Annotated in this window: 12 protein-coding genes and 1 pseudogene; 7 read left to right on the top strand and 6 right to left on the bottom strand. The window is 43.2% G+C overall.

The window, feature by feature from the left end; all coding sequences use genetic code 11:
• Window positions 1-234 precede the first annotated feature (234 nt).
• Together ACTXGH_RS07465 and ACTXGH_RS07460 are read right to left on the bottom strand one after the other, a co-directional pair.
• A complete protein-coding gene (locus tag ACTXGH_RS07465; protein WP_439296611.1) occupies window positions 235-8127 on the bottom strand; it encodes a SpvB/TcaC N-terminal domain-containing protein in 7893 nt (2630 codons plus the stop codon).
• 1732 nt (window positions 8128-9859) lie between these two features.
• Window positions 9860-10630: an IclR family transcriptional regulator gene (locus ACTXGH_RS07460; protein WP_439296610.1), complete on the bottom strand. Its 771-nt coding sequence runs from the start codon at window positions 10628-10630 to the stop codon at window positions 9860-9862.
• A gap of 240 nt (window positions 10631-10870) precedes the next feature.
• Here ACTXGH_RS07460 and ACTXGH_RS07455 point away from each other — a divergent pair, with 240 nt between their 5' ends.
• The 7 genes and pseudogenes from ACTXGH_RS07455 to ACTXGH_RS07425 all read left to right on the top strand — a co-directional run bounded on the left by ACTXGH_RS07455 (window position 10871) and on the right by ACTXGH_RS07425 (window position 21128).
• Window positions 10871-12052, top strand: a complete 1182-nt coding sequence (locus ACTXGH_RS07455) for an iron-containing alcohol dehydrogenase (protein WP_439296609.1) — start codon at window positions 10871-10873, stop codon at window positions 12050-12052.
• A 64-nt stretch (window positions 12053-12116) separates the two neighbouring features.
• Entirely contained in the window at window positions 12117-13607 is a 1491-nt protein-coding gene (locus ACTXGH_RS07450) for a CoA-acylating methylmalonate-semialdehyde dehydrogenase (protein WP_439296608.1), read from the top strand.
• Between the two features lie 234 nt (window positions 13608-13841).
• Window positions 13842-16349 carry a CoA transferase gene (locus ACTXGH_RS07445; RefSeq protein ID WP_439296607.1) on the top strand — a complete coding sequence of 836 codons (2508 nt, stop codon included), beginning with the start codon at window positions 13842-13844 and terminating at the stop codon, window positions 16347-16349.
• Between the two features lie 87 nt (window positions 16350-16436).
• Window positions 16437-18107, top strand: a complete 1671-nt coding sequence (locus ACTXGH_RS07440) for a BCCT family transporter (RefSeq protein WP_439296606.1) — start codon at window positions 16437-16439, stop codon at window positions 18105-18107.
• A 201-nt stretch (window positions 18108-18308) separates the two neighbouring features.
• Complete coding sequence (locus ACTXGH_RS07435; RefSeq protein WP_439296605.1) at window positions 18309-19100, top strand: enoyl-CoA hydratase-related protein; 792 nt, start codon at window positions 18309-18311, stop codon at window positions 19098-19100.
• A 524-nt stretch (window positions 19101-19624) separates the two neighbouring features.
• A pseudogene (locus tag ACTXGH_RS07430) lies at window positions 19625-19768 on the top strand (enoyl-CoA hydratase/isomerase family protein); the annotation flags it as partial.
• Between the two features lie 424 nt (window positions 19769-20192).
• Window positions 20193-21128 (top strand): LysR family transcriptional regulator, encoded by a 936-nt coding sequence (locus tag ACTXGH_RS07425; RefSeq protein ID WP_443561727.1) that lies wholly within the window; start codon window positions 20193-20195, stop codon window positions 21126-21128.
• Window positions 21129-21152: 24 nt separating this feature from the next.
• Here the strand turns inward: ACTXGH_RS07425 and ACTXGH_RS07420 are convergent, their stop codons facing one another.
• From ACTXGH_RS07420 to ACTXGH_RS07405, 4 genes are read right to left on the bottom strand one after another with little or no spacing between them, the layout of a single operon-like run.
• Window positions 21153-22463 (bottom strand): DUF3100 domain-containing protein, encoded by a 1311-nt coding sequence (locus ACTXGH_RS07420; RefSeq protein WP_439296757.1) that lies wholly within the window; start codon window positions 22461-22463, stop codon window positions 21153-21155.
• A 49-nt stretch (window positions 22464-22512) separates the two neighbouring features.
• Window positions 22513-23676, bottom strand: coding sequence for a M20 aminoacylase family protein (locus ACTXGH_RS07415; RefSeq protein WP_439296758.1), 1164 nt, complete (start codon window positions 23674-23676; stop codon window positions 22513-22515).
• A gap of 13 nt (window positions 23677-23689) precedes the next feature.
• Window positions 23690-25228 carry an aldehyde dehydrogenase family protein gene (locus ACTXGH_RS07410; RefSeq protein WP_439296759.1) on the bottom strand — a complete coding sequence of 513 codons (1539 nt, stop codon included), beginning with the start codon at window positions 25226-25228 and terminating at the stop codon, window positions 23690-23692.
• Window positions 25229-25231: 3 nt separating this feature from the next.
• Window positions 25232-26158 (bottom strand): NAD(P)-dependent oxidoreductase, encoded by a 927-nt coding sequence (locus tag ACTXGH_RS07405; protein WP_439296830.1) that lies wholly within the window; start codon window positions 26156-26158, stop codon window positions 25232-25234.
• Between the last annotated feature and the right edge of the window lie 290 nt (window positions 26159-26448).

Genomic DNA, 26448 nt, shown 5'->3' with positions numbered 1-26448 from the left:
TCAACTAATAACGACCTGTTTCTCTCCAGCAGATTTACCGTAAAAAATAACACTCTCCTTCAATCCAATAATGCAAATCATTCGACATAATTTCTCTTGCAGGGCGGGAAAGCGATAGCGCATTCCGCCATATCCAAACGCGTCAAGCAATCTTGTGTCATCAATGTCGGATAACGCTTCGCTCATCCAACTTACGCCAGTTCCGCCTTACGGGTTACGTAAATCTAAGAATCACTAATCTCTGGCTTCATTGGCTTCGATCATCCTAATTATCTTTATCGGAACTCTAGAGGCCGCACCCTCAACGTATTGAGTATTTTGTTCAACTTGACTCGTTCTACATGGACCACTACAGCCACCCCTATTTGACCAACTACCAACAGGCAGGAAACCGCTAGATTCCAGAGTCCTATAGAACATTCTGACAAGTCGCTCTGCGTGGTAAGCTGGGTTCTGGTTTGAGTATGCGAGCATCACGATGTTCTGGCCCCGAGACAGCGGCGCTGCTTCAATTGTTTCCGCAATCGCCGCACCAGTAGTTCCGCTACCATTATTCCCAACAACTGCACCTACCACGCGACGAGTTCCTTGAGCATTTTCGAAATTGGTAGCGTGAACCGTAGCGTTTCCTCTGGAGACTACATGGCCCTCTTCGACTATTGCACGAGCAGCATCGGCTGGTTCAGCAACCGCAGATCGAACTGGAGCGGCTGGTCTTTTGGCCACAGGAACGAAGAATCCAGAATGCGCAAGCGATCCATCTCCTGTATGTCGGATACCCTCTCTTAAGCCAGCCGCAACACTATTCGCCTGAAGAAACCCTCCTCCAATAGCAGCTGTAAAAGTGTCATTTATTGCTAGGTTTTCCGCCGCTCTAATGCCCTCCTGACTTCCAGCTTGCAATGTTCCAATGGTCATTCCAATAGCGGCAAAAGGACCATCGCCTACAAGTTCTCCAGCCGCCAACGACCGTTCAAAATTTGATCTATCAATACTGTCATCAAGATTTTGTTGATTCTTAGCAAGGTGTCCGTTTCCTCTAGAGTCAGCACCTATAACCACTGAGTTTTCATCTGGATTTTCCATGACATACGAATGATTTATAATTAGCATGTTTCTAACTTCATCAATAACTCGCGCCCTTTCTACTGAGGTTGGCTCTTCATAATTCCTTTCTTGACGATTATGAAGCCGTGCCAAGAAATTTCGCATATCCTCATAGGGTAAACTTTGCAACTGACTTTCTGTCACGTGTAATGGCTGCATTCCTTTAACATCGGTATGTATTATTGGATTGCTATAGGAGTAGACATAGTTATTCAAACCCCCTCCAATTCCGATAGGATCCGCACTCCCCCACCTCCCCAACCAAGGCAAATAATATCTGGCCGTGTGGTAACTCAACCCAGTCTCCTCATCCCGCTCCATCCCCGTATATCGATACCGATTAGCCACGCATTTAACATCTTTATTCTTCGCGCTATAAGCCGTCGTCCCATAAGGATGATATTCCTCATAAGAAATCACGCCTGCCCTTTCATCGAGCTCCAGCCCAACTGACCCCAAATGATTGCCATACTGATAACGAAACAAAACACCTTCAGGCAGCTCACCACTATCGGCAACTAACACATCCTCAACAATCAACACCCGCTGGTCATCCGCAAATAGATGATAGGTTTCAATTTCTTCTTTGATTTCCCCAGCCGCATTGCGCCGCCGATAGATCTCCATGCCACCCAGATAAAAGCGTTCCTCAGTAAATCCGCCAATACGTTCAATGCGTTTTCGTGTGCGCTGTTTACCTGAATCGTAGTTGTACCAAGCGTGCCCGCCGCCGCCCAGATCGACATTATGAATCATATCTTGCCTGTCCCAGTGCAGATGGAACGCTTCCGGTACATTATTCAAATTCAACATGCTGCCGTGCGTATCGTATTGGTAGTTAACAGCGGTTGTAAGATCACCACCTGTCCAGGTGCTGAGTAGTCGATTACTGTCTTCTGCGTAAGCATAATCGCGAGTCCAACTTCCGTCTGCGACTCCGGTGATATGCCTAATTTGCATGATGTTACCGACACTGTCGTACTGATAACGCTGGGTGTAATCGCGTAAGGCATTGGGGTCATTTTCAACCCTGACTGGAAAAGTAATGTCAGCCACAGACGGAGGTCGTTGTGGTGTCGGACCTGATGCACTGTATTGTTCCCGCCCTTCAGCTTCGATTAATCGATACAGCGCATCATTGATATATTGGCTTCGCGGTTTTACTTGCTGATTACGAAAGAACACCGGTTCAATCGCAGCATCGGTTATTTCGGTAATATTCCCTACGGGGTCATAGGTGTAGCTGAGGTCTTGTAACTTATCTGAGGTGATCGTATTGACGGTTTCTAGCTTGATGAGCCGAAACGTTTGCGGGTCATATTCATAACGTGTTCTAGTGTTATTACCGAACTCTATGGAAGTGCGCTGGCCTTTCGCGTCGTATTCAATTTTTCGTATCGCTTGCGTAATTTGGCCTTTTACGGTAAGGGTTTCGCTTAATAGCACGCCCCGTTGGTTATATTGCGGCGTGTAGATGGCAGGCTCTCGCTCTTGAAGATGCCAATTCTCCAACTGCACCATAAAGTTTAGTGCATCGTATTTTGCACTTTGAATAAATGTTTCCGCTGTAAATGAATCAGACGGCGGACTTTCTGGCCAATGAATGACGCGTTCTTTATAAGCGCTGGTTAATCGCCGTTTTGCTGCAAGCAAATTGCCTTTAAAATCAAACGTCTCATTGGTCATTAGGCCACTGGAGCCATAGTGTTGATAGACCTGACCACGTAAGTTTTTGTCTTTATCGTCTGGCTGCCCTTCACCATAAATAAATCGCTCGACCGTCCACTCATCACTCGCTAGTTTTAGACGTTGTTCCAGCGGACGACGCAAGTCGTCATAGGTAGTATGAATAACTCGCTGTTCCAATACGCCCAATTCATTTTCATTTTTATCCCAAGCATAGAATGGTTGGCCTGAGGCATCGTTAATTGTCCAGCGATCTCCGCCATCCATACTGTGTTGAAACAGTAAATTCCCGGCAATATCGTAGGCAGGAAAATAATCAATGGTTGGATCTGATCTGGGCGAAGCGGGCACGGTATACCGCATGACCAAATTATCGCGAGCATCTTGAATCCACAGCGGTTTACCTTCTGCATCGAGCTTGGTAAAGGTGACGTAGTGTTGATCAAGCCAAGGACGATCGAGAAACGGAACATTGGCTAAGGCTGCTGACTCTTCTGGACTACGATTAAAAGCCACACTTACTACTTCTCGCCCTAAACTATCGAGGAGAGTGGTTGCAGGGGTATCGGCATGTTTAGCCGCAATACGTGCTGCCCTTTGCCCGGCGTCTGTGCCAGTACTCATGCGCTGATACCAGTTATTTGCTGGTTCAAGTATTGTATCGTTCTGATCGTAGCGACTAACATGCCAAGAAGAAAACTCGACTCGACTGTATGACCCATCGGGTGCTTCGGTACGGATGACACGACCCGCAGCATCGTAATAGATGATTGGGGTAACACCCACCTCTTTTGGTTCTTCATAACGATGATCTGGCTCAAAAATGTTGAGGGCTGTTTCGATTTCACTGAAATAGGGTTCGTATTGTTTAACCGGTTTGCCTTTGTTGTTCAAAATGGTTTTGCCATTGGCAATCCAGCTTAATAATTCTCCCTCTTTTTGGGGTTCAGCTTGTACTTTTGTGACCAGCACATTGCCGCCACCATCTGAATATTCAAAAGCCAGTTGTAGCGGACTGGTTTCAGCCGTGCCCAATTGAGCAAGATGTTGTTCACGTACTATGCCGCAAGCTGAGACTGGGTGTTCGCCCCACTTAATAATTTTAGCTTTACTGCCATCTGCCAGTATTTCCCCAGTCTCAACCTCAATTTCACCAAAATAATAAAGATGCCGCGCGGTTGCATTACCCAATAAACGCCTTGCTTCATCCTGCTGACGTTGTTGGTAATCAGTTATTGTTTCTGTGGTTAAACGTGGTTCGGTGAAAAATTTGATCTGTGTTGCTTTGTCAGGATTTAGCAGCTCGTCGGTGAACCCAGTGAGATTATCTGCCTGATCGCCTTTGCCTTTAACTGCTGTAGCTGATGGCAACCCTAGAACATCAAATATTACTTCTGTGACATTATCATTGATGTCTTTTAGTTCACGTAGGGCGAGTACACGATAATCGAATTTTTCAACCGAAACGGTATTCCCAATTGGATCTGTGCTTGTTTTGATATAGAGATCAAGCGGATCGTAGTTAAGTGTGGTGGTTTGGTTGAAGGCATTAATATAGCGTTCGGGCAGGAAGAAATGATCGGCGACATCATTAGAAAAGCCAGCAATACCTGAGCGAATCCAGTATTGTCCGGTAGTGTCTATACCAGCAAAACGAGCCCTTAACTCAGCGCCACTGAGATAGCCGCTTTTTGATGCATTCTCCAGTTCGGCTTGTATGTCTGGTGTGAATTTTTCAGCCAAAATGGCATTGAGCAAATCATCGGTTAATGCCAAGGTATAGGTTTCGTAAGGTAAACCTAAGTTGCCCTGTTCCCCAAAAGGTAATGGTTCCTTCAAAAACTCTCGAGTAGCACTATCCTTGTCGTTAAAATAGAGCGTTTTGCTATGTTCAACTGTTCGTTTTTGTGGACGAGTGCGATCAGGTAATTGGTGGTATTCAATGTCTGTTACTGCTTGTCCTGTACTTTGATAATACAGGTTTAACCTAAAGCTTTGTAATTCTGCTAAGGTAAAATACTCGTCTGCTGGACTGATACCTGTGAGCTCATAACTCAACGCCTCACAAGGAACTCGCAAACGATAGTTATCCTGGATATTAATATCGTTCGTGAAATGACTTTCGCTGTAGACTATATGCGTTTCTTTCTGGACATCCTGAATAAGCTGAATAGTTTTTCGTTCGAGCGTGTCATCTTGATATTCACCAAGACGAGGATAAACAATGGCAACGGCTTGTAACACATTACCGTATTCATCGGTATTGAGATTAAAGGTGTGAGCAATCCGAGGATCAGGAATGAGTGTGTTTGCTTGTAAATCAAGTTCGTATTGATAGGTGATGGCTTCGCTCTCTGTCACCAAAAACACGGCATGTAAGTTTGTGCCGCCTACTTGTAAGCGTTGAATATGGCAATTGTGATACGCCGTTGAATAGAGTTTTATGGGTTGATGGGTTCCCCGTGTAAATGCATCAACATCTAGTTCGTAGACTTCCTGGCGCAACATCATTCCTTTGCAAGACCGTAAGGCTTCTCTCATTTCCTCGGCATTCAGGTTTTGTTGTTTAATATCTGGCTCGGGTAATTCGACTTCCTGAAAAGTTCCCAATACATTTGTTTCACCTAGGTTGCTGTCTTCCAGCCACTGGGGGAAGTATTCGTGCTTGAACTGTTGCAGTATTTTTTTGCGATCAATCATTACGCCCGTGTGATACCAGGTAACGGTTTTAATTGGTGGCTGGTAGAGGGTGTGGTCGTCTGTAATGTAAGGACTGTTTATATTTCCTTCGGTAAATTCCCCATAGGTTTCCGCATCAATTTGTTCAACCCGACCAAATCCTCGAAATTCTCGCTCGTGTCCATCGAAATACCCGTGGTGGTAGCTATAGGTAGAGGAGAATTTGGTTTTATTCCACTTATCTGTCACTGTGACCTTTTCGACCACATGTACTGGGAAAGGCAGCTTGGTGATCCAGGGTTTGCCGTCGTACTTGTCTTGTAGATAGAATTTTGTAGAAGGCGCGTACTGAACATGGGTCTCCGCGCCGAGGTTGTTGACAGTCCTGATAAGCAGATGGGGTTTCTGCTCACCCATCAAATTGACGTAGCGCATGGGCCGGCCCGCGTCATTAGGCAACGGCGAGGACCAGACTAGGCAAGCAGTGCCATTGCCGAGCAGGTCGATAGGCACGATGCTGACAAGCTCATCGACGCGTGGAAAAATGCGCAACACTTGCGGCGCGCCCCAACTGTTGCCGGATTGGTTGAAATAAAGACATACGCCGTCGCGGTGCAGATAGATGATGTCGATGGTGCCGCTGCCGTCAATGTCGGCCAAGCGGATACGCTTATGATCGAACTGATCCGGGTGGTCGAAGTGCGGCGCATTTTCCATGGCGATCTTGGCGCCGAATCGGCAATAGCCCAGATTTGGCCAGTAACAGACCTCGCCGTTGCGGATGCGTAGCAGATCTGTGAGGCCATCGCCGCTCAAATCAGCAAGGTAGATGGACTGCGTGCCGTCGGCAAAAACGATACAAGGACCTTTGTTTTCATCCAGCACTTGAGCAACACGCATGGCTGGACCAAATCCCTCCTCCGCTAGCGACGAATGCCAAACGAAAGCCTCATCTTCAGTAATAAGTACATCGGCATGACCGTCACCGTTGAGGTCGATAAATTTTAGGTTGGGATCATGCGTGGCACGGTTAAGGCAAGATGTAAACGGCCGAAAAGGTTGCCAGCTCTCAGCGACGTCGTGCTCATAGAAGCCCGGCATTGGACCACCCAGCATCACTAGGTCCGGTTGACCGTTTCCGGCGAGATCCATGAATTGCGCGCCACTGGCCAGCGCCAGATTCGGCTTCGTGGCCACTCTTTCCAATGGCGCAAACTTCGCTCTGATGCGGACTGTTCCGTCTTCTTCAATCTCATTGATTGGCGCGAGGTTGCGTTTGTAATACCAAGCATTAGCTTGCTCAGCTAGAATACCAGGGAGGCCTTCACCGTGCAGATCTGTCCATTGGTAGCTTGTACCATCTAGACCCATCGGAAGATTTTCAAGACTTTTAGAATCGACTTCCTCTACCGTATCCTGCACGGTGGGCTGGGTGTATTCGAACTCAACCGGTGGCAAGCTACGCTTTCGGTAGCTGTTACCATTGCGTTTATACCCTGTTTGTGTAAAGGCGCGCATAAAGGTATAGATAGGATTGTGGGCGCTGGTCGGATCGTGCTCGTGGGAGTAGGTGAAGTCGGTGGACCGTACTAGACAATCGTTGCCAACGCCCTCCTCACCCTCAAAATGATGAAACATTAGCACCCGCTGACACAGTCGCGTAGTGCGCACCTCAAAGCAGGCGCGATAGGTTGAGAAAGGATCGTCGCGAAAGACCCATGGCTTAATACCTTTTGGCGTGGGTATGTCAGTATCGTGTTCTCCATAATCGAAAACCACCTCAAACATCCAACCAGCATTCTGAATCTGTGCCTCACTCAAAAATAGCGGCCGAAATCCTGTATCATCCAACAACGATGTCCGATTGCCGTAATGAATACGTTTGAGATAACGGTTGGCTGTGCGTCGAGGATCATTATGATCGCCTCGATTGCTTTCGTGCGCTTGGGTTAAATCGACCCCGACTCCATCTTCTGACTTGTACCCGTACTGAATGGCATTGCCTTTATCGTCGCGAGTTTCGCAGATCAGCCAGCTAAAAATACGGCTAGCATCCTCAGGATCAGCTATTCGGGAGCTGGGATCCTTGCCATATAGGGTCAAAATATTGTCTTTGGATATCGAGCGCCAGTGCACATCTTCGTCACTCAGCCGAGTCCAACGTTCGATGCGTGCAAACAACCCTTCAATGCGAGGACGGTACCTGTGAATGATGTAACCTGACACAGATGCTTCAAAGCGCCTACCATCTGATTCCAATAGCGGTACTAGATCTTCTGCACCAGAGAGCAGGAAAATATCAGATTCTTCGGCGTCATGGTATCGTGGTAAGCCTTTTGCTGTTTTGCGCGTGATTGACGGTAATGAAAGATTCCAGCCGAACCCATAAACTCCATTACCAGAGCCAGAATCATAAGAAAGAGCGAGCTGAGGACCAAAGCCAGAGCGACCAGGGCTGGTCGCGATTGGCACAGACATAGAACCTGTACCTGTCACTGGGTTAGTAGCAAACTTCTCTCCAATACTCTGAATCGCACCGCCACCTTTAGGAAGTGAGAGCGTAGGAGCAGAGCCTTGCCGCTGATCGGTTCTTTGTGCGTTGTCGGTTCCACCATTATCTACAGAGGATGAAGTTGTCTCTTTGAAGTCAGGCATAAATCACCTCGTATAACTTTAAGAGCAGCTCAGCTCAAAATGAGCAATTTCTCAAAGTATCTCTTAATACAGAATTAAGTCTACTTGGTTCACCTATAAAGTTAGCACATAAAGTAACCTTTTAATACTTTTGATTGGAAAAATAAACTATATTTATCAACAGCTTATATATTTATCTCCTTCCTCATTTGACACCAATCTTAGTTATCCCTGTTTTCCTATATTGTCCTATACCACCATAAACATACCTTAAACCCTTTAGATATAAGCATAATGACCTATATTTACTAGTTTCTGTTTTCCGTGTTTCTACCATAAAATACATCCATGCTTATACCTCAAAAAGCCATTTTATTTATAATTTAAACCTATCGATATCTTTAATATACATGGGCTTATGCCATTATTAAGTGGCAGATATTATTAAAGGTAGTTCTGAATATACTCAGATTGAACTAGCAATTTGTACCCTTTATCTCTACTCATAGACTATTTAAAATAGACTGCTACGAGCCGCCCTAGATAAGAAAAATAATGAAAAACTTTGAAAAAGTGAAGTTTAAAAGTTATTTCTTCAAGGCTTAGAATGTACTTACATTGATTAAATCAGATTATAAAACTTAATTTTCACATATGAAGAGAAAGTAAATTTATAACGCAATCCTTACTTCTTAGGTATAGTAGATCCACTATAAAATAAATACAGCACTACTGAGATAAATTTTGCGCAGCATCGAGCAGCGTAGGCACAGCAAGCAAGGAAAATTTATTCCAGTAGTGCATTATAATTTATGTACTTCTTTTATTTAGGACTGACCATAGCAACATCATGATTTTTGAGGTTATAGAATAATTAATAAAAGCGTTGTCAAAATCACAGCGATGGACTTCTTTTATATATATAAATAAAACCACTAGGCATCTACTGCCATGTCTTAGCGGATTCTTATTGTTTTTAGAAGTAGTCAGGTGGCTTTATTAATATTGGGGTTTGAAGAGGATAGTTTTGCAACTACTTATAAGTTAAAGGATACAATAGCTTTTGGATATTCTATTGCTAGCATCGAACATCTGGGAGGGTACGAGTGAAGTCGCATAAAACTATTTTTTAAAGATAGTGATTTTGTAAAACTAAGATCGCAGTTTGAACCTCCAAAGGTAGATGAGTATTCAGAGGTCGTTGAAAATAATAGTTTAGGGTATGAGCATATAAGTGGTGCTTATACTTTTTTAAAATTTAATACTAAAGAAAAAAGTATCACCTGTGGGTCAGGTATTTGATTTAAAAAACCTAGGACTTTGACTCATTATAAACTTGAATTTAAAAGAGTAAAAACAAGCATAATATCAAGATTCGAGCGAGTATGAGAGCTTTATAAAGTTGATAAATATGTTGTTAAAACTATTTAGGAAACTGAATAATGTCTTTATATCAAAGACTCTTAAGACCATCACCTACTCTTGGTGGGCGCACCAGTTATATATAACAATACACAATAATAACCCCTTGTATGCCACGCGCTACAAGAGGTTATTGTTACTTGGCAGCATTACTATACGGTTGCTATTTTAGGTTTTACTGTTGAAACCTCTTCACGCCTTTAAGGCCAAGTCATGACAAAGAGAAAGAACTACCAGTTAACGAGAGCCCTATAAAATTTACTCATCTTAGCTAATGAAGAGTAGATTAGAATTTTTCTTAACGTATCATCCTATTATATCGTCAATAACTTTATTCATAGTTTTGATTGAAAATAACTGATAGCTCATTAGCAGCCTCTTGCATAAGAGGTACATAGCTGAGCAACTCTTCTAGACTTTTTCTCACTGTCGGACCATGTGTAAACACTGTGGCAAATGATTGTTGATCCCCATTGGGAATCATGACTGCACACGCTACCATACCTGGAATAAACTCCTCATTATCTACGCCTACTCCCGTCTCACGCGTTGCAGCGATCGTTTGCATTAATTGCTTCTTATCGGTCTGAGTTTTGGTCGTTAGTGCGTGTAACGACATTTTCTCAACGATGCGCCCACACTTCTCATCCGATAGCTGTGATAACAATAATTTACCACTGGCACTAGCCCAAACAGGAACATGAGTGCCCGACGGTAAAAATATTTGTAGCGGCCAATCCGACATAACGCGATCGATATAAACCACATCTAAGTCTTGTAAAATCGAAATACCTACCGTCTCTCCTATTTTTGCTGACAGCTCATTCAGTATGGCTAATCTTTCGTTTTTGAAATCACTGTTTTGTAGTAAGTTCATGGCAAGCTTATACGTGCGTTTTCCGCAAGTTACCTTCCCTGGTAAATCTAACTGAACGAATCCAAGATCCTGCAATTGATCTAATAACCGATACATACTAGGCACCGGCACTTCTAGTGTTTCAGCTAGGTCGCTGACACTCATTGGTCTTTGCGAGCGAGCAAGCACTTCTACTATCTGTAAAACACGCTCAACACTTGAGCCCTTCTTTTTAGTATTACTCATTATTTCGTTTAAACCTCTAGCTGATTCTCAGCGAATAAATTTATTTATTATAACGATAAAATTTACGCTTTTGCGTCTTGCTATTATAAAAATATTCTGTTACTTTTCACATAACGATAAGATTTTTATCATTATGTGAAATTAATATTTAAATACTATCCACTTTTGTGAATAGTGCGTATCAGGATTGAGCTACTACCAAGCTTATATCTGAAGTCATTAATTCAAGGATGAATAACTATGTCACACAGTATTCTACTCCCAAGGACGATGGAAATTGGACGCGATGCCTGCAAAAAGCTACCAGCAATACTAGCCAGCTTAGGGATAAAAAAACCGCTGATTATCACTGACGAAATGATGGTTAAACTCGGCTATGTCGATAATGTACAGGCTATTTTGAAAGAAGCTCAAATCAATGCTGATGTGTTTTCAAATACGGTACCCGAACCTACCGAAAGCTCTATTGAAGCAGGCGTCTCTCAAGTCAAAGCGCAAGATTATGATGGTCTGATTGCCTTAGGTGGCGGCAGTCCTATCGATAGTGCTAAAGCTATTTCCATCTTAGGTAAGTTTGGCGGGGTCATGCGTGATTATAAGTTCCCTCGTCAAGTAGATGAAACTGGCTTACCTATTGTTGCCATACCTACTACGGCTGGAACAGGATCAGAAGTCACACGCTTTACCATCATCACTGACGACGATAACAACGAAAAATTATTGTGTGTCGGTATGGGATTTATGCCCATCGCGGCCATTATCGATTATAGCCTCACGCTCAGCGTACCGCCGCGCACTACCGCGGATACAGGTATCGATGCGATGACCCATGCTATCGAAGCGTATATCAGCCCAAAACGTAATGCTTATAGCGACCAACAGGCACTCGCAGCTCTACGCTTAATTGGACCCAATATCCAAACTGCTTATCACAACGGCAAAGATGAAACAGCTCGTGAAGCGATGATGCTTGGCTCTACTTTGGCAGGTATTGCGTTTTGTAATTCGTCAGTTGCCTTAGTGCATGGTATGAGTCGTCCAATTGGTGCTTTTTTTCATGTACCGCATGGTTTATCAAACGCCATGCTACTACCAACGATTACCGAGTTTGGCATCTCTAGTGCACCCGATCGTTATGCGGACTGCGCGCGCGCACTAGGAATATCTGATCATAGCGAAACAGATGATCAGGCAAACGTCAGTTTGGTCAATTACTTAAAAAACTTAAACGATGAACTTCATGTTCCCACATTGGCACAATTTGGGGTTCAAAAAGCGGATTTTGATGCCCTCATCGATACGATGTGTGAGCAAGCCTTCGCGTCAGGCTCGCCCAACAACAACCCTCGAATACCCAATCATGAAGAAATGACTCAGCTTTATACCATGCTATGGGATAACAGTAGTACGAATCACTCATAAAACTAAAGTCGTCTTCATTTAATCCAAACCCATCAATAACACACATGTTTAAAGGAAATAAACTATGCAAACTATCGGACACTTTATTAACGGTAGCTTAGTAAATAATGACATCCAGACTCAAGATGTTTACAACCCCTCAACTGGTGAAGTTAGCAAGAAGGTTGCTTTAGGTGGTGAAAAAACAATCGGTGAAGCAGTAGCTGCTGCTAAAGCTGCTTTTCCCGCATGGAGCAAAACGTCACCATTAAAGCGCGCGCGTGTCATGTTCAAATTCAAAGAATTGCTCGAGCAAAATGCAGATGAAATTTGCCGCTTGATTGGCGAAGAGCATGGAAAAATTGTTCACGATGCTGCAGGCGAGCTACAACGCGGTATTGAAAACGTTGAATATGCTTGCGGTGCACCTGAGCTTCTCAAAGGCGAGCACAGTCGTAATGTCAGCACAAATATTGACTCTTGGAGTGAGTTTCATCCGCTAGGCGTTGTCGCAGGTATAACACCCTTTAACTTCCCTGCAATGGTGCCACTATGGATGTTCCCTATGGCTATCGTTTGTGGCAACACTTTTATCTTAAAACCGTCTGAGCGCGACCCAAGCTCTACGCTATTTATTGCCCAGCTATTGCAAAAAGCTGGTCTTCCAGAAGGTGTAATCAATGTAGTAAATGGTGGTAAAGAAGCTGTCGATGCTATTTTGCATCATCCGGATGTTAAAGCTGTGAGCTTTGTCGGCTCTACCCCTATTGCTGAATACATTTATACGACCGCTGCCGCACAAGGCAAACGCTGCCAAGCTTTAGGCGGTGCAAAAAACCATGCGATTGTTATGCCAGATGCGGACTTAGACAATGTAGTGACCTCATTGTTAGGTGCAGCTTTCGGCTCATCAGGAGAGCGTTGTATGGCGTTATCTGTTGCAGTAGCTGTCGGTGATGAAACGGCCGATAAGATGATTGCAGCATTGCAGCCTGCTATTGAAGCACTAAAATTTGGCGTTCATTCAGAAAAAAGCAACGACTTCGGTCCTGTCATTACCAAGGCGCATAAATCTAAAGTAGTAGAGCATATCAACAGTGCTGCCGACCAAGGTGCAGAATTGATTATTGATGGCTCTGATGCTACTCCAGAAGGTTATGAACACGGGTTTTTTGTCGGTCCAACACTGATCGACCATGTCACTAAAGAAATGGACAGTTACAAAGCCGAGATTTTTGGTCCTGTCTTACAAGTCATCCGTGTTCAGACCATGAGCGAGGCGGTACAGCTTATTAATGAACATGAATATGGTAACGGTACTTGTATTTATACCCGAGACGGAGAAGCGGCGCGTCACTTTATCGATAATATTGAAGTCGGCATGGTTGGTGTCAATATTCCACTACCGGTACCTGTAGCGTCTCAAAGCTTTGGTGGCTGGAAACGGTCATTATTTGGCGACTTGGCCATGTATGGGCCAGATGGCGTGAGATTCTTTACTCGACGCAAAACCATAACGCAACGCTGGCCAAGCGCGGCAGTGAGAGATGAAAAGCAATTCTCTATGCCAACTTAATCATATCCCCTATTAAGAGCATTATTCTATAAGTGCTCTTAAACGCAGTAGTTTGTATGTGAACAATTTGTGCTTGCTTCTTTCTCACCCCACTGGTGAATGGATCGCAGGCACTCTGAATATATAGTTTAGTAGCTACTGGTCTCTATGATATCGCTCCTAACTAAATTTTGATTTTTAATAGTTCTAATTTTTAATAGTAATAGCATAATAAAATTCTAAGGATGGATGACTATGCAAGCAACTCATGAATTGCCACTCGTCGGTGTCAAAGTAATCGATTTTGGTCAATATATCGCTGGGCCTGCTGTAGGTATGATGCTTGGCGACTTAGGCGCAACCGTGGTTCATATAGACCCACCGTCAGGTCCAAAATGGCAAAGTCCAGCTAATGCTGTATTAAATCGTAATAAATTGATGCTGAGACTCGATCTTAAAACAAATGAAGGACTAGCACAGGCTAAGCAATTAATTTTGGAAAGTGACATCGTTATTGAAGGTTTCCGTCCTGGGAAAATGGCAGAAATGGGGCTCGATCTGGTAGCACTGCGCGAAGAACGTCCGCAATTGATCACATTGTCCATCCCTGGATTTGCATCGAATGATGAACAGCGCCGTGAGCTACGTGCCTATGAAAGCATTGTATCAGCGAGCTCAGGTGTGTTTACTGACATGGGTTTAAACCGTGTACTAATGGGAATCAACCCATCGTTTTCTCCTCTCCCGCTTCCCTCTGCTTATGGTGCCATGCTGGCAGGTTCTTCAGTCGTTTTTGCACTACAAGCACGTGAAAATACTGGGCTCGGCGATGCTATTGAAGTTCCTCTTGCTGCTGCTGTCATGGAAGGCCTTTGCTACAACTCAATAGAGATCGAGGATCTACCTAAGCGATACTTGACCCAACGTGAAGTTGAGATTCAACGTCGCCGCGTTGAAGGTATTCCTATGAACATGGACTACGAAGCACTGCAAGAGTTGCTCGATCCTTTTTACCGCAGTTATATGTGTAAAGATGGGCGTATGCTCTATGTAGTATGCCCTAGTCATAAGGATCATGCTAAGCGTTGTTTGCAAGTCTTAGGGTTATACGATGAATTAATTGAGGAAGGATTGACCGAAGAAGAAGACACCTACTTGCCTTCAAGTCAGTGGACGTCTGATACCTCGCTTGGCGTTTATCCTATGCCAAAGCATTGGGCAGATCGTATTGCTGAAAAAATGAAAGGTGCTTTTTTACAGCGTACCTCAAAAGAGTGGCAAAAGATTTTTGGGAAACGCGGTATACCTGGAGCGCCGCAGCGTTGGCTACAAGAATGGATCCGTGATGATCATGCTGAAACCGCAGGACTCATGATTGAGGTCGATGATCCGACTTATGGCAAGATGATTCAGCCAGGCCCCATTGTTTGGTTAGAAGAATGTGGTGAGATGATGTTACAACCCAAGCCCCCAGAGCCTACTGACTTTGATACGGCGTTGAGAGAACTGAAGGCTATCAAAACCAAGTTGCCCTCAGTCAATAATCTTAATGAAAAGAGTGGTTGGCTAGATGGCGTTAAGGTACTTGATCTTTGTAATGTGATTGCTGGTCCCCATTCGGCAGCTTATTTAGCGCGTTTTGGAGCAGAAGTCATTAAGCTTGATCCTGCCTCTCCATTTTATGACAGTTGGAACACTGTTATTTACGGTATGTCTCAAATGACAGGTAAACGTTCCATACTCGCTGATATTCGTCACGGAAAAGGACGAGAAGTATTTGAGAGGTTAGTCCAATCCGTTGACATCATTGTTTGGAATGCGACAGATACCCAAATCAAAAAAATGGGCTTAGATGCTGAAGGCTTAAAAAGCCTAAACCCTACGGCTATATTCTGCAAGCTTGATTGTTTTAGCGGTGTCCGCAAGGGTCCATGTAGTGACTTTATAGGCTATGACGATGTGGTACAGGCGTCTACTGGCATCATGTTACGCTGCGGCGGCGCGATGGATACGCCAGAGGAGCATGCTCACGTCGGTACTATTGATGTGATGTGCGGCTTTGGTGGCGCGATGAGTATTGGCGTGGCGCTATATCAAAAATATCGTACAGGTCGTATTGGACGCGGTTGTACCTCGTTAGTCGCAAATAGTGCCTTACTTCAAATCCCCTATTGTTATGACTTTGAAAAACGTGGTCTGTTCGATGAGCCATCAGGCCGCGAAACCAATGGTCATGATGAGTTGACGCGTTTTTACTATACCTCTTCAGGGAACTACTTGTTATTAAACGCTTATGAGATCGATATAAAAAACTTTGAAAACGTTGAAGGTTTAGAAGGGTTTGGAGAGCTTGACAAAAGTGAGCGTGCAGTATTTTTATCGAATACCTTTCAAAAAGCGCCCGCTCATGATTGGATTGAGCGCTTGCAAGCGGCTGATATTGCGGCTGTAGTCTGTGCTGATATCAATGCGTTACGCGCTGAATATAGTCGCGTAGCAGATGGCACGTCAGGTACTGATCGTGGTAGTTATTCTTTTTCAATTTATGAGAATCATCCCAGTGGTCATAAGGTGACGCAGCTTGATCCCTATGCTATTCGTCCTTCGCATAGCATCGTATATGCACTACCTCGTCCTGAAAAGTTTGGGCAATCCACGCGTCAAATAATGCTGGAGCTTGGTTATAGCGAGGCAGAGATTGAAGCCAGTATTGCGAGTGGTGAGCTGAGCGATAGTTGGAGCAGTGAGTTTTTACCGAGTTAAGAAACGATAGGTATCAAGTCAATAAAGGATTGTAATGCTTGATACCTATTTAAATAAACGAGTGAAAGACTATCTAAAGGATTAGACATGAAACGTACAGATAAAAAACCTTTGACTAAGTTGCCAATTGAAGTCGCAACATCAGGTTTTTATGAGGGGTTTAATAAAGACGTTACGATTACCGCTAAAATTTTACTGGGTCTGCTCATCGTTTGGGCCGTCGTATTTCCAGAAAACTCAATGGCTGTTTTGGGGTCAATCAATAGCTTTTTACTTAATAATTTTTCAATCTGGTATATCTTTTCCGTCGCTTTTTTCTTAATTTTAGCTTTAGTTCTGGCTGTTATACCGCGCTATGGAAAGCTGGTTTTAGGAGATAAAGAGGATAAGCCTGAGTTCTCCAACTTTTCATGGTTTTCTATGATCTTTGGAGCTGGTATTGGCGTTGGTATGTTGACCTTTGCAACCGCAGAACCGATGTATCACTTTGCCAATAATCCTGAAGTGATCCAGGGTATGGCGACAGGTTCTGGTGCTGACAATGTTCGCTATGCTTATAAATGGGCCTTTCTACATTGGGGATTTAGCGCATGGATTTGTTATTCCCTAGTCGGATTATCTATGGCCTACTTTGCTTTTCGACGTAAGCTACCCCTCACCATTCGTTCAGGTCTAGCGCCGTTATTTGGTAAGAGATTGTCAGGCAAACTTGGTAATGCTATCGATATCGTCGCCGTCATTGCTACTATTTTGGGCGTTGCACAAACATTAGGATTTGGAGTTGAACAATTTGTATCTAGCATGCACCGTGTTGGATTGGGCGATTGGTTACTGAACGCTGATGGCAAATCGTCAACAGCAGCTATCATCGTTGCCCTTGCCGTCATCGTTGGTGTTGCGACCCTATCTGCGCTTTCTGGGGTCGGTAAAGGTATCAAATGGCTATCTAATATCAATATGGGTTTGAGCTTTGTTTTGTTTGCATTTTTCTTAATATTTGGTTCGACCTTCTTTGGCTTACAAGCTTTTTTCGTAGGTCTATTCGACTATGTCGTCGCGCTTCCTGAGCTACTAATTACGGTCTGGCAGCCAGACGGCACACAAGTCGGCGACACGCTTGCCACTTGGCAAAAAGACTGGTCAGTGTTTTATTGGGCATGGTGGATTGCTTTTGGTCCCTTCGTTGGGGTGTTCTTTGCGCGTATCTCACGGGGTCGTAGTATTCGATCTTATCTATTTGGTACCGTAGTCTTACCTGCCCTAATGTGTTTTATCTGGTTCTCAGTGGTAGGTGGCACCGCGATTGATTTAACGCTTAATGGTATCGCTGGTGATGCTATTTCAGGAGTGGGTCAAGAAGCTCAACTATTGGCAATGCTGGATGTGATGTTGTCCTCAGGTTTCGCATGGGCCATGGCGATCTTGGTTTTGATCTTACTATTGACCTACTTAGTTACCACTTTAGATTCGGCCATTCTAGTTATCAATACGATTAATTCAGCGGGTAACGAAGGTCCAAAAGGCCGTCCACATATTATCTTTTGGGGCGTGATACTAGCCTTGGTGGTTGGAGTTCTACTGACTAGCGGAGGACTCGGCGCAATCAAAACGGCTATGGTGATCGGTGCCCTACCTTTTAGTTTTGTCATGGTGCTCATGGGAGTGTCCCTTATAAAAGCCATTCTCTATGATACCAGTCATGCTAGAGCAGATACTGTGGATTCGGTCGATGACTCACAAATTGAAGGATCGTACTAATAGCAGCGCTAGACTATGTCGTAGAACATTTATCCTAGAACACCTACTTAGGTGTTCTAAATCCTGATTCATTCTTCGGTCTGTATTAAAGGCTGGACGTTGCTGCCTCTGCCTTTGACTACTAGGCATGCAGCTATCAAAAAGATCTGCTATGGCTTTTCGTACGCAGGTAAATATAATCTAAACGGAGTAGAAAGAGCAATGGAAACTAAAGAATTTTCTAATATCAATTTAAGTACAGAAAACGGAATTGGCTACATAACTATTGATAGCCCACCTGCTAATACATTAAGCACTACAACAATCAGCGGATTATCTGAGTGTTTTGACTATGTGGAAGCAGAACAAAGCATTAAGGTAATCGTGATAACCGGTAAAGGGAAAATGTTTGTTGCTGGTGCAGATATAAAAGAATTTACTGACGCTTTTCATGATGAAGAAAAAGGAAAGAAGTTATCACAAGATGCACAAGCCGTTATGAATACAATTGAGTCGTCTAAAAAACTCGTTATTGCATCAATTAATGGCGCTTGTTTAGGTGGAGGGTTAGAGCTCGCCATGAGCTGTCATTTACGTATTGCAGCCAATGAAGCGAAATTGGGTCAACCAGAGTTAAACTTAGGTTTGATACCTGGGTTCGGCGGGACTCAAAGGCTTCCACGTATAACAAATAAAGCAAAAGCATTAGAACTCATACTAACTGGACAATTTTTAAGTGGAGAAGAGGCAGAAAAAATAGGTCTCGTTAATAAATCAGTGCCACTTGCAGAATTAATGGATGAAACGAAAAAACTGGCGGAATCAATTGCTCTCAATAAAAGCCCAGAATCTATCAAAGCAACTATTACAGCTGTTAATGAAGGTATGGCAACAACCTTAGAAAAAGGTTTAGAAATAGAATCAGAACAATGGGCTCAACTATTTAAGACAGACAATATGATCGAAGGCGTTAATGCTTTTATAGAAAAACGCAAACCTACTTTTAAAGATTAACTTTTATGGAATAATATATAAAAATAGCATGGATATAGTCATAATTTTTATTAAACGACTATATCCATACTTATACTATCCTTTAATAATTTTATTAAATTTATTTTTAGAACTTACTATCAAACTGTTATTTATAATAGTTAACTTTCATCACTCATGTTTTTATAAAAACCCATAAGCCTATATAATCTTAAATTACAAATTTAGGATTTTGTATCAATGGTTGTTACGTCAGAAGTAAAAAATGGTATTGGCTGGCTAAAAATAAATTGATTTGAAGTCCTAAACGCTATTAATACTGAAGCAGTTGAACTGTTAACGAATGCTTTAGAAAAATGGGAGAAAGACTCTAACGTAGTGTTTGTTTATATAGTCGATACCAAATAAAATCGATACGTTGTAACGTGATGCGCAACTGGTATAAATTTTTCTTGCTTGCTGTGTCTACGCTGACAGAGGCTGCAAAAAATTTATACCAGTCTCGCTGTATCGTTTTTATAGCGAATTGACTATATGGTGAGGGTCAAAAAGGATTTTGTGCGGGAGGAGGCATGCGCAAATTCTATGACTTGAAAGCTGAAGATGTCATATCTTATGCAGAGAGTTTCTTTTCGACAGAATACCGTCTAGATGCACTTATACATGACGTTATGTTTTGTCAGGACTAATTATTCCACTATCCCCCCAAGCTATGGTCTTTATAGAATAATTTTGTTAATAATTGAAGTAATGCTTAATGCTGCAAGAAGTTAGACTGCCTAAATTATTCAATCTAACATACTTATGTATAGTAAATTTAAACGTAAAAGACGTTTACAGCCTTTGCATTAGTAGTTTTACTTCCCATAGCTTTTTATACCGTTTCTCTTTAGACTAGGACTGCGTCAGTCGGGGCAATTAATCTATATTTGTGTTTTCATAACCTCAAATATAACATCTTTGCTTTGGCTGGCACCCCTCCTTTATTTAATCAGCATATTTACTCAGCATAATTTTTGATACATTACCGGAACTTCTACAGAGCCGACTAAATAGTATATCGACACTGGCCATCTTTGCTGCATCCGTGGGTCGAAGAGCTGCACTTATTTAATGAAAACAAGAACAGAGCAAGAGGAAGCAATGAAAGAGATTAATGGAAAGCGGTTATCCTATCTTTATGAGGCTGTAACTATGGGTACGATCCGGGCTGCAGCAGATAAGCTCAATATTGCTCCCTCGGCTATTAGCCGGCAAATATCTCTGTTAGAGGAAGAATTAGCATGCATTCTTATTGAACGGCATCGTAAAGGAGTAACACCGACAGAAGCTGGTAGTATTCTCTTACAGTTTTATCGGGAATCACTCTCCGCTGAAGAGAATTGTGTTTCCAAATTACAGGCGTTGTTGGGATTACAACGGGGACATATAAAATTAGCTATGGGTGATGGTTTCGTTGGGGATTTGATGTTGGGCCCACTATCTGAATTCGCCCGTCTATATCCGGCGCTGACGCTTTCAATCAGTACTGGTGGATCAAACGAAGTGATTCGTCAGGTTGAGGAAGATGAAGCACATATCGGGCTAGTGTTCCATCCCAGCAGTCATCCGCGCATCCGCTCACAGGTTGTAAGTTGTCAGCCAATGTATATTATTATGTCCCCTGACCACCCTTTAGCCGATCAAGATAAACCGATGCAGTTGAAGGAGCTTCTAGAATACCCAGTGGGGCTGGCTGAAAGTCGTTTTGGCATACGTCAGTTACTAGCGATGGCCGAATTTCAACAAAAAATTCGATTTAACCCTATCCTAACAACTGACTCATTCGCCGTACTAAAGAATTTTGCCCGCTCAAATATGGGATTTACCTTTCTACCGTATTTTGTAGTGTCCAAAGAAGTGAAAGACGGACATCTGGTAGCAATCCCTATAGACAATGCGCTACTGGCAAGCGGTGAAGCTCATATTGTAACTCGGTTGGGTCGTCATCTATCCCAAGGCCCGCATGAATTATTACAACATCTAAAGTCATGGATGAAAGCTTTGTAAGCGGGCGGCACGATTTATCGCTGTTTACAACAACGCCTGTGCGATAATCGCCGAGCCTAAAAAAGTACCAGTAAAGGTTAGCAGCGCTACAATAGCTATCTTAAAGCCAGACTTTTTGAATAAGTCCACCTCCATTTGCGAGATGGCGAAACCTGCGTAAGCTAGTACCGGGGTAATGAGTTGTAGCACACCCAGCTTATCAGTCTCGACTAAAACATAGTCACTAAATGGAAACTGCGGCAGCGATATCAAAATAGCGACAATAGATATCCAAGCAATAGCAGGCACATTAATTGGAATGACTCGTTTTAGTAGTATGCCAACGACACAACAGCCAAATAATATGAGCATACCAGGTAGCGCAGCAATCGGATTAAAACCTTGTCCAACCCAATTACTCAATAATAGCACGCCGCATATAGCGACCAATAATGATACTGACTGCCATACTGATAAGATAGCCTGCTCTTGCAAACCAAAATCCATGGCTTTACTGATATCAGCGCCATTATTTTTTCTGAATTTACTGGTAACTTTGTATAAAAACTCAGCGGCTGGTAGCGCTATGAATAAGCTGACAAACAGACCTGTAGCATAGGTAAGCAAATTAGAAGTCGCGGCAAAGGCAGTAATGGTCTCCTCTTGCGCCGGGACAGTCTCTGCTAGCGCTGCTGAACAGGCACCCATCATACTACCACTACCGATACCACAAGCCATTGCTAAAGCACGTATATCTAGAATGTCTAAAGAGGCAATGACCCCTGCCATAAGTGAAAAATAAATTGCACCAAATAAAGTACCCATCACATAGACACCCATTACGCCGATACCTTCAGCGCTCTGAAGTCCATATTTATCAGCAATTAGCGCAATATTAGGCTCACGAGCAATTGAGTGAGTGGCACCAATAGCCTCTCTTCCCATTCCAAACACCAATACAGCAACAGGCAAGGCGATAACGGCAGTAGCTACATTGCCTAACTCTTGTAATAAAAGGGCGGGACCTGCAGCTATTATTTCTTCTACTTTAGGGCCGACGCCAACGCCAAATTTTGCAATGAAAGGCATGATACTTAAAAGAACGGCGTAGCTTGCAAATTTTGCTCGGTCTTTGGAGATAACCGCTTTCATTGAGGATATGACGTTGGGGTTCAACAATATTGTAAATATAAATGCGTATAGTAGAGGCAGTAAGACTAATGTACCAATACCAATCGGAATCTTAATGATCCCTATCCATTCTGCAAGTAGCGATGTAATAATCACTAGTAAATGCAGCTTCCAATCAAATAAGCTCTTCGTCATTGTACTTGATAGCACACTGGTATTATTCATAGCAACTCCCTTTGCATTTTATGATTTCTAAGTTTTTTTATTATTTGGTTTATGCAGCATTTTTTGGTAGTTGAGACTCAACTAAAGAAGTCCATACTTTGATACCTGTCTCAATAGCATCGTCATTAAAATCATAAGACGCATTGTGTAATGGTTTGGAGGGGCTGCTACCATCAACACCTAACCAAAAATAAGCGCCTTTAACCACTTGGCTCATGAATGAAAAATCTTCAGAAGCCATTGATGGCTCTACGGCAGTATTTACCTTATCAGCACCCAGCACTTTAGTAGCAGCCTCTTTGATTTCAAGATAAGCTTGACTATTATTAGTGGTTACTGGATAGCGAATATGGTAATCCATCTCGCCTGTGACACCATATAGAGGCGGTAGTGTTTTAACCATTTCTGTGAGCATATCTTGCATGGACTGGCGTACGTCCATATCAAAGCTACGAACGGTTCCTTTTAAAATGGCGTAATCAGGGATGACGTTGGTAGTATCCCCACTATTCATCTGCGTTACGCTAATAACGCCTGATTTGAGCGGAGATATTCGACGAGAGACAATAGATTGAATATTAGTAATTAAAGCGGCTCCCGCTGCTATAGGATCAGCCCCTAAATGTGGCATAGCTGCATGAGTGCCTTTACCAGTCAAAGTAATCTCAAAGGTATCAAATGACGCCATCATCGGTCCATCATTAACGGCAACTTGTCCTACAGGAAGCCCTGGCCAATTGTGCAATCCATAGACCGCATCCATCGGGAATTTATCAAATAAGCCGTCATCAATCATGGCCTTAGCACCACCTAAGACCTCCTCAGCAGGTTGAAATATAAAATGAATGGTGCCATTAAAGTTTTTATGTTGGCTAAGGTGCTTTGCTGTACCAAGCAGAACTGAAGTGTGCCCATCATGGCCACAGGCGTGCATGCAGTTTTCATGAGTAGATTTATAATCAATGTCGTTTTGCTCTGCTATGGGTAAAGCATCGATATCTGCTCGTATGCCGATAGTAGGGCCTGAGCCATTCTTTAGAGTACCGACAACACCAGTACCGCCCAATCCTTGATACACCTCAATTCCAAAGGACTGTAACTTATCGACAATAAATGATGACGTTTTGAACTCTTTAAAACCGAGCTCTGGTTGACTATGAATCTGCTTACGCCACTGCTTTACTTCACTTAGTAGAGTTTCATTAATTAACATTTATTTTCTCCTTTTATTGAATTGAATAACCAAATTGAATAGCAGAATCTTTTGCGGTTTCGACCCATACACTTTTAGTCTGTGTATATTCGAGTAAACCTTCGTAGCCACTAGATCGGCCATAGCCGCTTTCACCAAAGCCACCAAACGGCGACATGACATTGATTGCTTTATAGCTATTTACCCAGAATGTTCCCGCATTTACTTGAGCGGCCATCCGATGAGCACGACCTACATCAGCAGTCCACACAGCGCCAGCTAAACCAAACCGGCTGTCGTTGGCTAACGCTACCGCTTCTTCTTCTTCTTCAAATAAAATCACAGAAACAACAGGTCCAAAAATTTCTTCCTGTGCTACACGCATATTATTTTTCACGTTGGCCAAAACTGTTGGCTGATAAAAATAACCATTTTCACCTCCACAAATTTCACCAGGCTTTCCGCCTGCGGCAACAACAGCACCTTCAGCAATACCATCAGAAACTAACGAACGCACGTGACTAAACTGTTTCTGGTTATTAATGGGCCCCACCATCGTGCCTTCATCCCATGGCAAACCTACAGGCAACTTACTGGCTGCCGAGGCAACACGCTCCACTACTTCTTTATAAACATCCCGATGAACCAATAACCGAGAACCCGATACACAGCTCTGTCCAGCGGCAGAAAATACGGCAGCTTGCGCACCCACTACCGCACGATCAAGATCAGCATCTGGAAAAATTATATTGGCTGACTTTCCACCTAGCTCCAATACACAAGGGATGACACGCTTTGCAGATGCCGAAGCAATGAGAGCACCGGTCTGTGGTGAACCTACAAAAACCACTTTTTTAGTCGCCGGATTAGTGATTGCGGCAGTACCTGTGGTATGCCCTAGTCCATTAATGACATTCACCAAACCACGCGGAATACCTGCTTGCTCAAGAATTTTGGCGAGTACTGTTGAGCTTAGTGGGGTTAATTCAGATGGCTTCAGTAAGACTGCATTTCCTGCACAGATAGCAGGGGCAATCTGCCAGCCTCCGGTAAATATAGGGGCGTTCCAAGGTGTGATTTGAGTCACCACACCATAAGGCTCATGACGAGTGTAGTTTAAGTGACTTGTTGGTACGGGAATAACTTGTCCCATAATTTTGTCACACCAACCAGCATAGTATTCAAACATATCTGCAACTTTTGCCACTTCAACCCGGCAATCGCGAATAGGCTTACCTGCAGATATACATTCTAGGCGTGCCAGAGATTCCGCGACGGCACGTATTTTCATGCCGCACTGCCACATTAACTGACCTCTTGCACTGGCGGTCATTGACCACCACACTTTTTGAGCTTTTATAGCCGCATCGGCTGCATTAGCAACAATATCTTTCCCCGCATCACGATAGATTAAAAATACCTGACCGGTTGCTGGGTTAATCAGCTCGATGTCGTCACCATTACCTGCAACCAATTCTCCATCAATCAAGCTGCCAAACTTTGAAGTACCCAGTAGTTCATTAAGCAGTATTTCAACTTGTTGCGCGCCATTTCCTTCTACTTCAAAACCCATAATCTATTCTCCCAAGCCGGCATTTTTGATAATGCAATTAAAATCATCCTGATCAGGTATGTTTTTTTCGCTCTGCGACCAAATTTCGGCTACCTGTTTAGCCAAAGGTAACTCTAATCCCATCTCACCGATCATATTTTCCGCCAGACGCACATCTTTACGCATCAGCTGCATAGTGAAACCGGAGTCAAAACCTTTATTAAGAATCCAACGAGGAAAATTCACTTCACTGATTGCACTACGACCTGAACCGGCGTTCAAACCAGCAATAAGGTCTGCAGGATCAAGTCCTGCCTTAGTACCTAGAGCTACTGCTTCGGCGGTAGTTATTAGATGTGCAGCACATAGTAGATTATTGATCAGTTTAGCCGCATGTCCATTGCCAGACTTTCCCATGTAGACCACTTTTGAGCTCAAGGCATCCAGATACACCTGTGCACGTTCAAGGGAACTACGTTCACCTCCAACAACCATTACCATAGTACCGGCTGCAGCACCCGCTGGACCGCCACTGACAGGACAGTCCAATAACTGATGGCCTAACTGATCCAGCTCTATCGAGAGTGCCCGCGTCACCTCTGGTTCTGAAGTAGAAGTATCAATAATCAGAGTTTTAGGCTGAGCAAAGTTAATAATGCCATCTTTGCCTTTAACAACTGCTTGTACATGCTTTGCCATTGGCAAAGATAGAATGATGACACTAGATTCAGCACACAGAGCTTTAATATCTGCAACAACATTTACGCCGATTTCCCTGGCAGCTTGGCTTTGTGCTTCCCCAATGTCCGTGCCGAACACTTTAAAACCTTTGCGAAGCAAAGACTGAGCCATACCGTTGCCCATACGGCCTAACCCGACGATACCTATAGTTTTTGTAGTCATGCCTACCTCCTTGTTTTGGTGCTTTCTATCACTTTTATTATGACTAATAAGCTATTAAGAAGAAGCATAACAAATAAACTTTTGTGTTCTAAAAAAGGCAACACCAAATTAAGCAGTTAGATAGATTCGTCCTCATCTAGCCCAAGTTTTAGCTCCTATGACGATATATCGCTAAAAATGGTTTTGAATATTAATACAATAAAAAAATGCATGCAGCTATTAAATCTTAATACCAATAAGAAAGGTTGCTAACGCTATGTACAGTATAGTTTTAGCAACCTTTTTCTAGTTGAGAATTTTACTCAGATGATGTTTTCAAAATTGGGGTTTGGGACGTG

The sequence above is a fragment of the Psychrobacter sp. 1Y10 genome (genome assembly GCF_052259005.1).
Taxonomy (GTDB): Bacteria; Pseudomonadota; Gammaproteobacteria; order Pseudomonadales; family Moraxellaceae; genus Psychrobacter; species Psychrobacter saeujeotis.
This window is presented reverse-complemented; position numbering and strand designations above follow the sequence as displayed.